The 12,739-nt window shown below is 64.5% G+C and carries 15 protein-coding genes and 1 tRNA gene; 7 read left to right on the forward strand and 9 right to left on the reverse strand.

Annotated features, from left to right (window positions below; genetic code table 11):
• Window positions 1-4 precede the first annotated feature (4 nt).
• Window positions 5-1,150, forward strand: coding sequence for a glycosyltransferase family 1 protein (locus tag QZ186_RS01785; protein WP_296415436.1), 1,146 nt, complete (start codon window positions 5-7; stop codon window positions 1,148-1,150).
• Here QZ186_RS01785 and mrdA read toward each other — a convergent pair.
• The 5 genes from mrdA to cbiD form a co-directional block, all read right to left on the reverse strand.
• Window positions 1,147-2,940 (reverse strand): penicillin-binding protein 2, encoded by a 1,794-nt coding sequence (mrdA, locus tag QZ186_RS01790; RefSeq protein WP_247476622.1) that lies wholly within the window; start codon window positions 2,938-2,940, stop codon window positions 1,147-1,149. The genes QZ186_RS01785 and mrdA overlap by 4 nt on opposite strands.
• Window positions 2,941-2,944: 4 nt before the next feature.
• A complete protein-coding gene (locus tag QZ186_RS01795; protein ID WP_043705249.1) occupies window positions 2,945-3,310 on the reverse strand; it encodes a hypothetical protein in 366 nt (121 codons plus the stop codon).
• A gap of 54 nt (window positions 3,311-3,364) precedes the next feature.
• Window positions 3,365-3,976 carry a hypothetical protein gene (locus tag QZ186_RS01800; protein WP_010313935.1) on the reverse strand — a complete coding sequence of 204 codons (612 nt, stop codon included), beginning with the start codon at window positions 3,974-3,976 and terminating at the stop codon, window positions 3,365-3,367.
• A gap of 69 nt (window positions 3,977-4,045) precedes the next feature.
• Entirely contained in the window at window positions 4,046-5,641 is a 1,596-nt protein-coding gene (gene guaA / locus QZ186_RS01805; RefSeq protein ID WP_296415441.1) for a glutamine-hydrolyzing GMP synthase, read from the reverse strand.
• A gap of 46 nt (window positions 5,642-5,687) precedes the next feature.
• Window positions 5,688-6,803, reverse strand: a complete 1,116-nt coding sequence (gene cbiD, locus QZ186_RS01810; protein WP_296415444.1) for a cobalt-precorrin-5B (C(1))-methyltransferase CbiD — start codon at window positions 6,801-6,803, stop codon at window positions 5,688-5,690.
• A gap of 86 nt (window positions 6,804-6,889) precedes the next feature.
• Here cbiD and QZ186_RS01815 point away from each other — a divergent pair, with 86 nt between their 5' ends.
• Together QZ186_RS01815 and QZ186_RS01820 are read left to right on the forward strand one after the other, a co-directional pair.
• The gene (locus QZ186_RS01815; protein ID WP_296415558.1) at window positions 6,890-8,041 is read left to right on the forward strand and encodes an alanine--glyoxylate aminotransferase family protein; all 1,152 of its coding nucleotides are present in this window, start codon (window positions 6,890-6,892) and stop codon (window positions 8,039-8,041) included.
• A gap of 96 nt (window positions 8,042-8,137) precedes the next feature.
• Window positions 8,138-8,209, forward strand: a tRNA-Gly gene (locus QZ186_RS01820).
• Between the two features lie 6 nt (window positions 8,210-8,215).
• Here the strand turns inward: QZ186_RS01820 and QZ186_RS01825 are convergent.
• From QZ186_RS01825 to QZ186_RS01835, 3 genes are all read right to left on the reverse strand, one after another.
• Window positions 8,216-8,422, reverse strand: a complete 207-nt coding sequence (locus QZ186_RS01825) for a hypothetical protein (RefSeq protein WP_010313943.1) — start codon at window positions 8,420-8,422, stop codon at window positions 8,216-8,218.
• A 99-nt stretch (window positions 8,423-8,521) separates the two neighbouring features.
• Complete coding sequence (locus QZ186_RS01830; RefSeq protein WP_010313945.1) at window positions 8,522-8,740, reverse strand: hypothetical protein; 219 nt, start codon at window positions 8,738-8,740, stop codon at window positions 8,522-8,524.
• A gap of 38 nt (window positions 8,741-8,778) precedes the next feature.
• Window positions 8,779-9,069, reverse strand: coding sequence for a hypothetical protein (locus tag QZ186_RS01835; protein ID WP_247476609.1), 291 nt, complete (start codon window positions 9,067-9,069; stop codon window positions 8,779-8,781).
• Between the two features lie 96 nt (window positions 9,070-9,165).
• Between QZ186_RS01835 and QZ186_RS01840 the strand changes: the two genes are divergently transcribed.
• From QZ186_RS01840 to QZ186_RS01850, 3 genes are all read left to right on the forward strand, one after another.
• On the forward strand, window positions 9,166-9,690 hold the full coding sequence (locus tag QZ186_RS01840) for an AbrB family transcriptional regulator (protein ID WP_296415445.1): 525 nt from the start codon (window positions 9,166-9,168) through the stop codon (window positions 9,688-9,690).
• A gap of 64 nt (window positions 9,691-9,754) precedes the next feature.
• The gene (locus QZ186_RS01845; RefSeq protein WP_296415449.1) at window positions 9,755-10,210 is read left to right on the forward strand and encodes a DUF6554 family protein; all 456 of its coding nucleotides are present in this window, start codon (window positions 9,755-9,757) and stop codon (window positions 10,208-10,210) included.
• Between the two features lie 5 nt (window positions 10,211-10,215).
• Window positions 10,216-10,656: a hypothetical protein gene (locus QZ186_RS01850; RefSeq protein WP_296415451.1), complete on the forward strand. Its 441-nt coding sequence runs from the start codon at window positions 10,216-10,218 to the stop codon at window positions 10,654-10,656.
• On the opposite strand, the gene QZ186_RS01855 is transcribed toward QZ186_RS01850, so the two are convergent.
• Window positions 10,583-12,157, reverse strand: coding sequence for a DEAD/DEAH box helicase (locus QZ186_RS01855; protein WP_296415453.1), 1,575 nt, complete (start codon window positions 12,155-12,157; stop codon window positions 10,583-10,585). The genes QZ186_RS01850 and QZ186_RS01855 overlap by 74 nt on opposite strands.
• Window positions 12,158-12,325: 168 nt before the next feature.
• On the opposite strand from QZ186_RS01855, the gene QZ186_RS01860 reads away from it, so the two are divergent.
• Window positions 12,326-12,739, forward strand: coding sequence for an HNH endonuclease (locus QZ186_RS01860; protein WP_071777926.1), 414 nt, complete (start codon window positions 12,326-12,328; stop codon window positions 12,737-12,739).

Consider the following 12,739-nt stretch of genomic DNA (forward strand, 5'->3'; position numbering starts at 1 on the left):
TGCCTTGAAAATCGCCCTCTTCACCGAGACCTTCCTGCCGAAGGTTGATGGGATCGTGACCCGGCTCACCAAAACGGTGCAGCACCTTGTTGCGGCCGGTGACGAGGTCATGATCTTCTGCCCTGAGGGGGCGCCTGAGTCCTACATGGGGGCCCAGGTGGTGGGGGTTCCGGCCATGCCCCTCCCGCTCTACCCAGAACTGAAGTTGGCGTTGCCAAGGCCGTCGGTCTCCGACGCGCTGGAGGCCTTTGCCCCTGATCTGGTGCACGTCGTCAACCCTGCCGTGCTCGGCCTGGGGGGAATCTGGCTCGCCAAGACCAAGGGGTATCCCCTGGTGGCGAGTTATCACACGCACCTACCCAAATACCTGGAGCACTACGGCCTGGGCATGCTCGAGCCGGTGCTCTGGGAGCTGCTGAAAATGGCCCACAACCAGGCTCAGCTGAACCTCTGCACCTCCACCGCGATGGTGGCCGAGCTGAGTGAGAAGGGCATCCAGCACACGGATCTTTGGCAACGGGGGGTCGACACCGATCTCTTCCGGCCCGAGCTGCGCAGCCAGGCCATGCGCGATCGTCTCCTGGCGGGCCGCAGCGACACCGGCAAGCTGCTGCTCTACATCGGACGCCTGTCGGCCGAAAAGCAGATCGAGCGCATTCGCCCCGTCCTCGATGCGATGCCCGATGCACGCCTGGCGCTGGTGGGAGATGGCCCCTATCGCCAACAACTCGAGACCTTGTTCGCCGGCAGTGCCACCCACTTCGTGGGCTATCTCGCCGGTGAAGAGCTGGCCAGCGCCTACGCCAGCGCCGATGCCTTCCTCTTCCCCAGCAGCACCGAGACCCTGGGGTTGGTGCTGCTCGAAGCAATGGCGGCGGGCTGCCCCGTGGTCGGAGCGAACCGCGGCGGGATCCCGGACATCGTCAGCGATGGAGTCAATGGCTGCCTCTATGAACCCGATGGAGCCGATGGCGGGGCCGGAAGCCTGAGCGCCGCCACCCAACGGCTCCTCGGAGATCCAGGACAGCGGGAACAGCTGCGCCGCAACGCCCGAGAAGAGGCCGAGCGCTGGGGTTGGGCCGGTGCCACCGAGCAGCTGCGTGGCTACTACCGCCAGGTGCTCAACGCACCAGCACCAAGCCTCGCCTAGCGGCTGCGTTGCTGGGCCCAGACCTGCAGCACCTGGCGGGCCATGGGCAAGGCATGCACTGAACCACCGCCAGGGGTGTTCTGGGCAAAGGCGACCACGACAATCTCGCCGTTGGGATACGGGGCAAAACAGGCAAACCAGGCGTGGTCAGGGCCACCTGTGCTGTCCTCGGCGGTTCCGGTCTTGCCCGCCACGGGCGGCAACTCCGCCGCCTGGTTCATGGCATAGCCCGTGCCCTCCTGAACCACCTTGCGCAAGCCGCGGTTGATCGTGGCCAGGGTCGAGGGCTTGATGTCCACCTTGGTGCGGCGAGGCGGAGCGGTCCAATCCAAACCGCGATCAACCAAGTGGGGGGTGATCAGATAACCGCCATTGGCAAAGACGGCGTAGGCCCGAGCCAACTGCAAAGGGGTGACCTGGACCACCGACTGGCCAATCGACATGCTCGCCATGTCCTCGGGGATCCAAGGGGTGGTGCCGGGCTTACCCCAGGTGCGTCCCTTGGCGGCCCACTGCTCATTGCCCACCAGACCGGTGCTTTCCTCGTAGCCGATCTCAATGCCCGTGGGCTTCGTGAATCCCAACTTCACCGCGGCGTCATAGAGGGGCATCGAGCCCACCCCAACACCGACTTGGTAATAGAAGGTGTTGCTTGAGAAGCGCAGGGCATCCTCATAGCCGATCAGGCCAAAGCCGGCACCGTTGTGGTCCGGGAAACAGTGCCCGCCGTAGGTGATGCAGCCGCGGGTCATCAGCTTGGTGTTCGCCGGAAACTTGCCCGAGGCCATCCCGGCGAAGGCCGTCACCGGCTTCCAGGTGCTGCCGGGGTCATAGGCATTCATCGCCCGGCTGAAGAGAGGCTTAGAGGGAGAGGCAAAGAGGGCGTCGTACTCCCGCTGGGTCGTGACGGTCTTGGAGAAGAAGTTGGGATCGAAATTGGGGCGACTGGCCAAGGCCAAGATCGCCCCGGTCCTGGGATTCAGGGCAACGATGGCGCCGCCGGGCTTGCCCTTCAGGGCCGCCTCAGCCGCCCGCTGCAGCGGGAGATCAAGCGTGACCACCAAGTCCTTGCCGGCCTTGGAGGGGCGATCGCCGAGGACGCGCTGGATCTCACCCATGGCGTTGACCTCGACCATCTGGCCGCCCCAGGTGCCCCGCAGGTGTTGCTCATAGGCGGCCTCCACACCAATGCGGCCAATGCGATCGCGGATCTTGTAGCCCCGCTTGGCCAGAACCTTGTATTCCTGCTCAGTGATGGGCTGGGTGTAGCCCAAGGTGTGGGCCCCAAGTGAGCCGTGGGGGTAGCTGCGCACCACATCCAGATCCACCTGGGCTCCCCGCAGGTCGCCGGCCTGCTCCCGGAAGCGCAGGACCTGCTCCGGCGTCAGTTCACTGGCGAGCTCAATGCGGTATTCCTGCTTGCCGGGACCGCGACGCTTGCGCTGCTCCAGTTGCTTCTGGGGGATGTTCATCAGAGCGCTCAGCCGCTCCCGCAGAGCTGGCCAGGAACCCTTCGGCAGATCCTTGGGCTGCAGATACAGGCTGTAGATCAGGCGGCTCGAGACCAGGACCTGTCCATGGCGGTCCAAGATCCGGCCACGGACGGGGTTACGCGCCAGCAAGCGGATGCGGTTCTCGTCAGCGCGCTCCCGGTTTTCGCTGCCATGGAGCAGCTGCAACCAACCCAGACGCACGACCATCGCCGAAGCGAAGAACAGCACCAAACCCAGCAGAATCGCGGGCTGACGCTGGAGCCCGGCACTGCGGTGAGGGTTGGAGGCGATGGCCAATGGTTCAGCTCCCTTCCGTGAGCCGTTGCTCCAGCAACGTCAACCGCTCGGAGATGCGTGCCAGGGCCAGCTGCAACTCCTCCTCTCCGGCATCCTTCGCCAGGGCCGGCTCCACCGGCACGTCCGTGACCTGCACCTTCATCACCGGATTCCCCAAACCAGGCTGGATCCGATCGAGACGCTCACGAACCTGACGGGCCGCCTCTGCCCCTTCCTCCCGGAGCTCCGTGAGGCCCTCTGGACCCTTGGAGAGTGCATCAGCCAGATCACGGGCGCCACCACGCTTGGCCCGCTCGACCGCAGCCATCCCGACCGGCAGGACCTCCTGCATCAGGGTCAAACGCAGGCTGTCGAGGGGGTCGGAACCCATGAAGTGAGGCATTGAGTGCGCCCAGTCTGGCGCCTGATCCCCGATCTGGCTGGCCTAGCCCGCGCTGCGCGAGATGGCCGGCTGGACGATCTGCTGACGGCAGAACTGCTGGGAGCCAAGCCACCAGCCCGCACCCACCGCGATCACCATCAAGGCCGAGAGGGGAAGCAAAGCCTGCCGCGTCACCGGCAGCACCATCCACTCGCTCCAGTCACGGATCAGGCGTTCGCGATCGAAGCGACGGCGCTCGCTGGCCTCCTGCTGCAGACGACGCTTGAGCGACTTGGAGACCCAACGCTCAAAGGCCTTCTTCTTGGTGACGGCCATCTTGCGCTCCACCTCCAGCAGCTGGCCGGGGGTGAGCTCAGGGTTAAAGGTGCTGATCAGCTCCAGGCTCTTGAGGAACATCTCAACAGCCCCGTCCTTCACGGCACGGTCGGTCTCGTTGAGCAGCTCCCAATCCAACTCGGGGTAGAAGCGCACCCGGTTGGTCGTGATCTGATCCTCCGCCAGCTGACCCGGTTCCCGCAGCCAGCGATCGGTATTGGCGTCAAAACGGCGCCAATAAAGGAAGGGATTCAGATACACCACCTTCCCTGCCAGCTGAATGCTGTCCTGCTGAAGGCGGCGCTGCAGCTGGATGTCCTGCTGTGGGGCGGCAGTCAAGGCTCCTAGGCCGGGGGACCCGAGGGTAACGGAGTCACCCGGCCTAGGCCATGGCTCAAGGGGTGGGAATTATTCCCACTCGATGGTGCCGGGGGGCTTGCTGGTGATGTCGAGCACCACCCGGTTCACGCCCTTCACCTCATTCACGATCCGGTTGGAGATCTTCTCCAGCAGGTCGTAGGGCAAGCGGGACCAATCCGCCGTCATGCCGTCTTCAGAGGAGACACAGCGCAGAACAATGGGGAAGGCATAGGTGCGCTTGTCACCCATCACACCAACACTGCGCACCGGCAGCAGCACCGCGAAGGCCTGCCAGATGTCGTGATAGAGACCAGCGTTTTTGATCTCTTCGCGCACCACCAGATCGGCATCGCGCAGGATGTCGAGCTTGTCGTCCGTCACCTCACCGAGGATGCGGATCGCCAGGCCAGGACCGGGGAAGGGGTGGCGGCCGACGATCTCCTCGGGAAGTCCCAGTGTCCGGCCCACCTTGCGGACCTCGTCTTTAAACAGACGCCGGAGGGGCTCCACCAACTTGAACTGGAGATCCTTCGGCAAGCCGCCCACGTTGTGGTGGCTCTTGATCTTCACCGCCACCCGCTCGCCCGTTTTGGGATCGACGTTGGTGCCAGCGCTCTCGATCACATCGGGATACAGAGTTCCCTGGGCGAGGTAATCAAAGGGCCCAAGGCGCTTGCTCTCTTCCTCGAAAACCCGAATGAATTCGGTGCCAATCAGCTTGCGCTTCTCCTCGGGATCGGTGACCCCAGCGAGTTTGTTGATGAAGCGCTCACGGGCGTTGATGTATTCGACCCTGATGTGGAACTTCTTGTCGAAGAAGTCCATGAGGAATTCAGGCTCCCCTTTACGCATGAAGCCCTGATCAATGAACATGCAGGTCAACTGATCACCGATCGCCTTGTGCAAGAGAAAGGCGAGGGTGGAGGAGTCGACACCACCGGAGAGAGCGAGCAAGACGCGCTTATCGCCAACCTGACGGCGCACATCCGCCACCGCCTCATCGATGAAGGCGGCCGTCGTCCAATCCGGCAGGCAGCCGCAAACGTGATAGACGAAGTTGCGAATCAGGGCCATTCCGCATTCGGAATGGACCACTTCGGGGTGGAACTGAACGCCGTAGAGACGCCGCTGGTGATCCGCGACGGCGGCCTCAGGCGTGTTCTCGGTGTGGGCCAGACGGACGAAGCCTTCGGGCAAGCGCTCGACGGAGTCGCCATGGCTCATCCACATCGTCGAGCCCTCGTCGACGTTGGTGAGCAGGTCGGTGGGGTCGTCGACAAATAAAGGTGCCTTGCCGTACTCGGCGCGGCCGGCAGCCACCACAGAGCCGCCCAGCTGCTGCACCATCAGCTGCATGCCGTAGCAAACCCCCAGGACCGGAATGCCCAGATCCCAAATCTCTGGATCGCACTTCGGGGCGTGCTCGGCATACACCGAGCTGGGACCACCACTCAGGATGATCCCCTTGGGATTCAGCGCCTTCAATTCAGCCGCGCTGGTGGAGTACCCCATCACCAGGGAATACACCTCGGTTTCCCTGACCCGACGGGCGATCAGCTCGGAATATTGAGAACCAAAATCAAGGATCACAATCGCCGGATGACGATTGGTTTCACCGATTGAGGTTGGAGTCACGTCTGACATGGAGCGGCCAGCAGCTGTGGCCCAGGCATTCAGATCACCCTAGATCTCAGGCCCGAAAGCCCTCCAGCAGCGCAGCCCCGACCGGGCCGCAGGCACAGATGCTGCGGCTGCGATCAAACAGGACAGCCCCAAGCTGGGGAGCCGCGTCATGGTGCTTGGCCAGGTAGGCCCCTGCCCGCTGCTCAATCACGGCGGCCAAGCGCTGCTGCAAGCCAGTGGCCAGGGCGGAATCACGCTCGGCCAACGCAGCGATGGCCTGATCAACGCTGGCCGCCTCTAGAAGCAGCCGGATCTGCTCCAGGGAACACCCGTGCTGGGCCGCCTGGGCCGCCAGGATCTCCAACCGTCCATCGGCCAGATGGTGATGGGTGTGAAAGATGCCCCCCGCCAGCTTGATCAACTTGCCCTGGTAGCCAAACAAGAGCAGGCGCCTGACCCCTGCCTCAGCGGCAGCCACCAGCAGCGGCCCAATCCAGTTGCCAGCCTTGAGCAACAGGCCAGGAGGCAGCCCCTGCTGCGGGGCCAGATCCAGCCCGTTTTCCCCCAAGACGAGCACCAGATCGCCGCTCCAGCCCGGCTCCTGACTGCGACGCGCCAACTCCTGACGGGCCTGGTCCAGTTGATCAGGCGCGGCACTGCGCTGCACCAGGGCCTGGGTCCCAATCAGGGCCAAACCATCCACCACACCAAAGGCCGCATTGCTGGTGCGCGCCGCCCGTTGGCGCCCCTCCGGGAAGGTGAGCGTCAGCCGCAAACCCCGGCGATCCAGCAGGAGCGGGCGAAGGTTGCTCTCGAGCAATTGCCTGGCATAGGCCGAGAGGCAGGCCTCGCCGGAGGCCGCGTGCACACCCACACCCTCCCCAGCCAGCAACTCCAGCCAAGGCTGTTCCCCCTCAGCATCCGTCCAACTGGCCTCCACCCAAACCTGCAGGCCGCGGGTGAGGTCCAGCACCTCTCCGGGGTCACAGCAACTGGTGGCCAAGGCCCGCCCCGGGCCCAACCGTGCGGCGGCCTGGACCGGAATCGCCGTGGCTTCAAGGCCCGCTTCTGGATCCAGCAGGAGCGGAACCTGCGCTTGAAAAGGCTGGCCAAGCAACTCTCGAACCGCCGCGACCGCTGCAGCCGCAACCCAGACCGGCAGGGTGTAGCCGCACTCAGCCATGGGCCAGGGAAGGGTGAGGTCCGTTTTTTATGTTGGTCGATTGCGCTGCTGATCCAACGGGCAGCGATCGCCCCGGCTCACCCACCATGCAGGACAAGCTGACTCTGATGATCCCCGGCCCCACACCGGTGCCGGAAAGCGTCCTGCAGTCCATGGGGCGTCACCCCATTGGACACCGCAGCGCGGACTTCCAGAAAATCGTTGAGCGCACCACCGCCCAACTCAAGTGGCTGCATCAAACCAGCAATGACGTTCTGGTGATCACCGGCAGCGGCACCGCCGCCATGGAAGCCGGAATCATCAATGTGCTGAGCAAAGGGGACAAGGTCCTCTGCGGCGATAACGGCAAATTTGGCGAGCGCTGGGTGAAGGTGGCTCAGGCCTACGGCCTGGAGGTGGAGGTGATCAAGGCGGAGTGGGGCTCCCCGTTGGATCCCGAGGCATTCCGTGCCGCCCTGGAGGCCGACTCCAGCAAGGCGATCAAGGCCGTGATCCTGACCCACTCGGAAACCTCCACCGGGGTCATCAATGACCTCGAGACCATCGCCAAGCACGTCAAAGCCCATGGCACAGCGCTGACGATCGCTGACTGCGTCACCAGCCTCGGCGCCTGCAACGTGCCCATGGACGCCTGGGGGATCGACATCATCGGATCCGGGTCCCAGAAGGGCTACATGATGCCCCCGGGTCTGGCCTTCGTGGCCATGAGCGACAAGGCCTGGGAGGCCTACGGCCGCTCCGACCTGCCGAAGTTCTATCTGGATCTGGGCAAGTACCGGAAATCGGCGCAAGCCAACAGCAACCCCTTCACCCCGGCGATCAACCTCTACTTCGCCCTGGAAGCGGCGCTCGAGATGATGCAGGCCGAAGGGCTCGAGGGCATCTTTGCCCGCCATGCTCGTCATCGCGCCGCCGCCCAAGCGGGCATGAAGGCCATCGGCCTGCCCCTCTATGCCGCCGAAGGCTGCGGCAGCCCGGCCATCACCGCCGTGGCTCCCGAGGGGATCGATGCCGAGACCCTTCGCAAGAAGGTCAAGGATCGCTTTGACATCCTTCTGGCCGGTGGCCAAGACCACCTCAAGGGCAAGGTCTTCCGCATCGGCCACCTGGGCTTCGTTTGCGATCGCGATGTGCTGACCGCCGTCGCAGCGATTGAAGCCACCCTGCAGGAACTCGGACTGCACAAGGGGACCCCTGGTTCTGGCGTGGCAGCCTGCGCAGCCGCCCTGGCCAGCTGAAGCAGGCGACCACAGGGGAGCCCCTTCAGCAGGGCTCCCTTGCTAGGTTGATTGGGATAGAGAAAAGCCTTGATCACGGCTTTTGACTATCAAATTGCGGATGTAATTCAGTGGTAGAATGTCAGCTTCCCAAGCTGAACGTCGCCGGTTCGAGCCCGGTCATCCGCTTGAGAATTAGTTTCTGGGCTTAATCAGCTGCATCACCTGCGGCCCCACGCTTCCTGCGCGGCGCTCGCAATCGAGGGAACGGAGAATATCGCGCGCTGACTGTTCAATTTCACCGCTGGATGCGGCCTGCTCAGCCGAAGCCGAAAAAGCGGCGGCTGCACGCATCAAATCGTCTCGTCGCTCGGCTACAGGTGCCTGCTGGCTGGCTTGCATTTATTTGATCTTGCCTGAATAAATATTAGTCGCCACGTTGAAGCGACCCCGAACGGTGGGGCTGCCCTGACACAACTGAAACGGATCGGCCGAGTGGTTTTAGGTGCCCGGTTCCTCGCGATTGCCGCCCAGTGCTGCGATCTGATCACGCAGTTGCCTCACTCTTGAAGCATCACCACGGGTGATGGCGACGGCGAGGGCGAACTCGAGTTTCTCGAGCTGATGGCCGCCCTCAGCAAAAGAACGGCTGGCGCAGGCAGGTGTACCCGAGGCGGCAGGGGCAACGGGAACAGAGCGATGGCTGTTGGAGAAGGCCATGGTTCGCTTTCTTTCCATTGTGCCCCCGGCGCAAGGGGTCATGCAGCCATGAACTCATCCTCGTGAGGATTCACCGACGCAGGGACCTCCTCCTCGCTCACGCCGTCCTGCAGGAGGCTGCGGCAGTCGGCCAACAGCGTCTCCACATGGTCGAGACGGCTCAGCTCCTCAGGATCAGGCGTCTCAACAAAGGAGACCTGGTCCAGTTGCAGCTCCATCGCATTGAGGCGCTGCTCCAACTTCACCAGCCGCTGCGAGAGGGCCGCGACGGTCTGAGCGAGGTCCTCTGTGGTGCGCGTGATGCGAAACGAGACCGATTCGCCAGCCATGGACAGGGTTCAACTCGCCCGATAACACCACAGCCCTGGGCAGTTCTCAAGCCCAAGCGGCCAAGCAGACTGAAGGCATTCCAGGGCAGCCCGGCGATGCCATCAAGCCTCCACCTGCTGGCCTATGTCCTGGCGGGCATTGGCGGCGGTTTGCTGGCGCTGCGCACGGGGATCCCCGCCGCACCCCTCGCTGGCGCGCTGCTGGGAGCGGGACTGCTGAGCATGAGCGGCAAGCTCGAGGCCGCCAACTGGCCCGCAGGCACCCGGACTGCCCTGGAAATTGGCATCGGAACCGTCATCGGCACCGGATTAACAGCGACGGCCTTCAGCGAGCTCAAGCAGCTCTGGCGGCCGGCCCTCTTGATCACGCTCACCCTGGTGATGACCGGCCTGGTGGTGGGGCTCTGGTGCAGCCGTCTGCTGGGAATGGACCCGCTCATCGCCCTCTTGGGAGCCGCACCAGGGGGAATCAGCGGCATGAGTCTGGTGGGCGCCGAATTCGGAGTCGGTGCGGCCGTTGCTGCCCTTCACGCCGTCCGCTTGATCACGGTGCTGCTGGTGCTGCCGCTGGCGGTCAGGCTGCTCCTGGGCCACGGGGACCTGCCGCCGCCTGCCAGCTGATTGATCGGCACCTGGATCCAGGGGGAAACGATCGATACGGTGGGACCCATTCCCCTGCTTCGGCATGCGTCTTTCCCTGTCCCTCAACGGCCGGCTGCTTCGGCTGGCTGCAGCCCTTCCGCTTGCTGCCCTGGGCTGGTCTGCGCTGCCGACCGCCGCTCTGGCCGGCAATGAAACCGGTGCCAAAGGAGCACAGATCTATTGCTTCATGCGCAGCAGCGGCAACAACCACGAAGTGAGCTGGAAAGCGGCCTACGCGGTCATCAAGCGTCAGAGCGCCTCGGTCTTCAAGACCTCGCCTGAGCACGCCGCGGTGATGATCACCGAAGCCGTCGTCGCCGATCCCGGCAAATTCAACGACTGCGGTCGCTACCTGGGCGATCTCTACGTCAAGGCGGTGGACACCAACGAAGAGAAGAGCCAGTCCACCCACCCCGACAGCACCAACCGCACCAGCACCAGCGCCGGCATCACCAGTGACACCGGCGCCAGCGGCAGCTCGAACCGCTACGCCTACTGAGGCTGATGGCAACCCGCACCCGCTCCTGGCTACCGCCATCCCTGGGGGCGGGTCTGCTCTGGCTCGTCCTCAGCAGCTGCAGCGCTCCACCCGAGCCCGGCCAGAGTCAAACCAAGGTTGATGACTGCCTACGCAACGTCAACCTTGATCGGTTGCCGGCCTTGCTCAAGCACTGCGATGCCGTAGTGGAGGCCTTCCCTGAACACCCGCAACCCCGCAACGAGCGGGCCCTGCTGCTGAAATTGGCGGGCAAGCCACAGGAGGCCTGCCGCGACAGCCTCAAAGCCGCGGCCCTGGTGAAAGAAGGCAAACACCCCGTCGACGCCCTGATGCGCGACGAGATCGACTTGCGGCGGCGCAACTGCATCCGCCTCACCACTGATCGAGCAGCTGCTGCACCATCCGCGGCAGCGGCTGACGCTCCAGCTGAGCCTGGCCGCGACTGAGCAACAGGGCAATGCGCTCGGCCTTATCGGCAATCAGCCCGTCCACCAGCTGATCCGCGACGCCAAGCTGAAGCCAATGGCACTCCAGGGTCCCCTGCATACCAATGCGGTGGCAACGGTCCTCGGCCTGCTCGGCGTCGCCGGGGGTCCAGGGCCTCTCCAGCAGGACCACATGCTTGGCCCGATGCAGGGTGAAGCCCAGGCCTCCAACGCCGTAGGTGCTGATCAGCAGCTGCTCGTGGCCAGCCTGAAAGCGATCCACCACACCTTGGCGCTCTGCGGCGGCCAGGCGTCCGGTCAGCAGGGCACCCCCCAGTCGCTGCTGCAACAACTGGGCCGCCGTCACAAAGGCCGTGAAGACCACAACGGCCTGCCCCTCGGCCTGCAGCCTGGCCAGCAGGGCGGCGGCGGCGGGGAGCTTGTACTCCGAGCCGATCTGACGCAGGGCGGTCAGTACGGCTAGGGCCTCGGCATCGCGGCGCACCAAACCCGCAGCGGCGCGGCGGCGATAGTCATCCACCTTCAGTTGCAGGCGGTGCTGAAAGCCCTGACCCTCCGCCTCCGACAGGCTGACGGGAAGCATCTGCCGGCGTTTCGGGGGGAGATCCAGACAGTCCTGTTTGCGGCGATGCAGCAGCAGGGGCCTGACCAGGCGCTGCAGCTCCGGCAGGTGGGTGGCCCCGGTCGCACTCCACTGCCGGGTGCCCGAGCGTTCATGCCAATGGCCAAGGCAGTAGCGCTCCTCGAAGGCGCGCTGGTCCTTCGCCAGGGGGTGGCCGATGGCCGCCAGCAAGGGGAACAGCTGCGCTGGGCGGCCGTTTTTCATCGGAGTGCCGCTGAGCAACCACGCCACCCGCAGCCGCGGATGGCGCGCCAGACGCAGGAAGGCCTGGGTGCGCGCAGCGGACAAGTTCTGGGCGTAGTGGGCCTCGTCCGCGATCAGAACCGTGCCGGCCTCCGGCAGCTCCTGCGGGAGCGCCGCCCAACTGAGCAGGGTGATCTGCAGTTGCAAGGCCGCCGCCTCCTGGCGCCAATGGCGATGGAGCCCCGTGGGAGCGATCACCACCACGCAGCAATCCGCCGCCCGGACCATCGCGCGCGCGGCCACAAGCGCCGTCAGGGTTTTTCCCAGGCCCATGGCATCGGCCAGCACCGCACCACGCCGCGCCAGCAACCAGCGCACTGCAGCCCGCTGATGGGCAAACAGCTCCCGGCCGTCCGGCAAGGGTTCCGCTAATCCGGCGCTGGCAATCAGCTCGCGATGGGGCGGCAAGGGGGGCAGAGGCTGCTCGAGCCAGCTGCACCACTGGGGCAACGGCGGCTCCATCGCGAAGCGCTTGCCGAAGTGCTGACGCAGGACCAAGGCCGCTTCCAGCGGGAACTCCCAGCAGCCCTGCTTCGAGCGCCAAAAGCCTCGGGGGCGCACCGCCCTGAGCTGGGCCTGGGTGACCGCATCAAAGGGCAGAACCAACTCGATGGCCCCTGATGCTCCCAACCGCATCAGGCAGCGCGAGGTGCGTTGCTGGGCCGTCTGAGCTGGGGCAGCAACTCATAATTTAGCGAAGCTCAGGGCGGGCGCAACAGCTGCAATAAGCCTTGCAAAATGCATCGTTCGACACATTGACATCCCAGCCACTCAGGTCAGACTCCCTGCAACCGAATTATTCGGATGCACAGCAGGGATGCCGTTTTCCTTGAAGACTTGTGCCCCAAACTTCGTGTTCGCCGGTGGAGACAATCCCTCCACACTTACACCGGAAAAACGTGCATCTACTGCGGCAAACCTTCTGAATCCATTGATCACGTTTTCCCGCAAAGTCGCGGTGGCTTAAGCGTGACAGAAAACTGCGTTCCCGCTTGCCTGGCCTGCAATGGCCGCAAGAGCGACGCTGACGCTTTCGAGTGGTACCGGCAGCAGCGCTTCTACGACCCCCGCCGAGCCATGGCCATCCGCGCCTGGACCGACGGTGACCTGCGCCTGGCCCTGCGCCTGCTGCAGTGGGCGAGCCCAGGCGCCATTCCCGCGCCCGCAGCGCCTGACTCCGGCTTCAATCCCATGCAGCCGTACCTGCAGGCCGCCTAA

It is taken from the genome of Vulcanococcus sp. DEBay_Sum29NL08_54 (genome assembly GCF_017859255.1).
In the GTDB taxonomy this organism is placed as follows: domain Bacteria; phylum Cyanobacteriota; class Cyanobacteriia; order PCC-6307; family Cyanobiaceae; genus Vulcanococcus.

Excerpts from the sequence above, each read along its gene's own strand:
- QZ186_RS01795 (WP_043705249.1), bottom strand. The coding sequence starts at position 3,310 with ATGGGTTCCGACCCCCTCGACAGCCTGCGTTTGACCCTGATGCAGGAG.
- guaA (WP_296415441.1), bottom strand. The coding sequence starts at position 5,641 with ATGTCAGACGTGACTCCAACCTCAATCGGTGAAACCAATCGTCATCCG.
- cbiD (WP_296415444.1), bottom strand. The coding sequence starts at position 6,803 with ATGGCTGAGTGCGGCTACACCCTGCCGGTCTGGGTTGCGGCTGCAGCG.
- QZ186_RS01815 (WP_296415558.1), top strand. The coding sequence starts at position 6,890 with ATGCAGGACAAGCTGACTCTGATGATCCCCGGCCCCACACCGGTGCCG.
- QZ186_RS01825 (WP_010313943.1), bottom strand. The coding sequence starts at position 8,422 with ATGCAAGCCAGCCAGCAGGCACCTGTAGCCGAGCGACGAGACGATTTG.
- QZ186_RS01830 (WP_010313945.1), bottom strand. The coding sequence starts at position 8,740 with ATGGCCTTCTCCAACAGCCATCGCTCTGTTCCCGTTGCCCCTGCCGCC.
- QZ186_RS01835 (WP_247476609.1), bottom strand. The coding sequence starts at position 9,069 with ATGGCTGGCGAATCGGTCTCGTTTCGCATCACGCGCACCACAGAGGAC.
- QZ186_RS01840 (WP_296415445.1), top strand. The coding sequence starts at position 9,166 with ATGCCATCAAGCCTCCACCTGCTGGCCTATGTCCTGGCGGGCATTGGC.
- QZ186_RS01845 (WP_296415449.1), top strand. The coding sequence starts at position 9,755 with ATGCGTCTTTCCCTGTCCCTCAACGGCCGGCTGCTTCGGCTGGCTGCA.
- QZ186_RS01850 (WP_296415451.1), top strand. The coding sequence starts at position 10,216 with ATGGCAACCCGCACCCGCTCCTGGCTACCGCCATCCCTGGGGGCGGGT.
- QZ186_RS01855 (WP_296415453.1), bottom strand. The coding sequence starts at position 12,157 with ATGCGGTTGGGAGCATCAGGGGCCATCGAGTTGGTTCTGCCCTTTGAT.
- QZ186_RS01860 (WP_071777926.1), top strand. The coding sequence starts at position 12,326 with ATGCACAGCAGGGATGCCGTTTTCCTTGAAGACTTGTGCCCCAAACTT.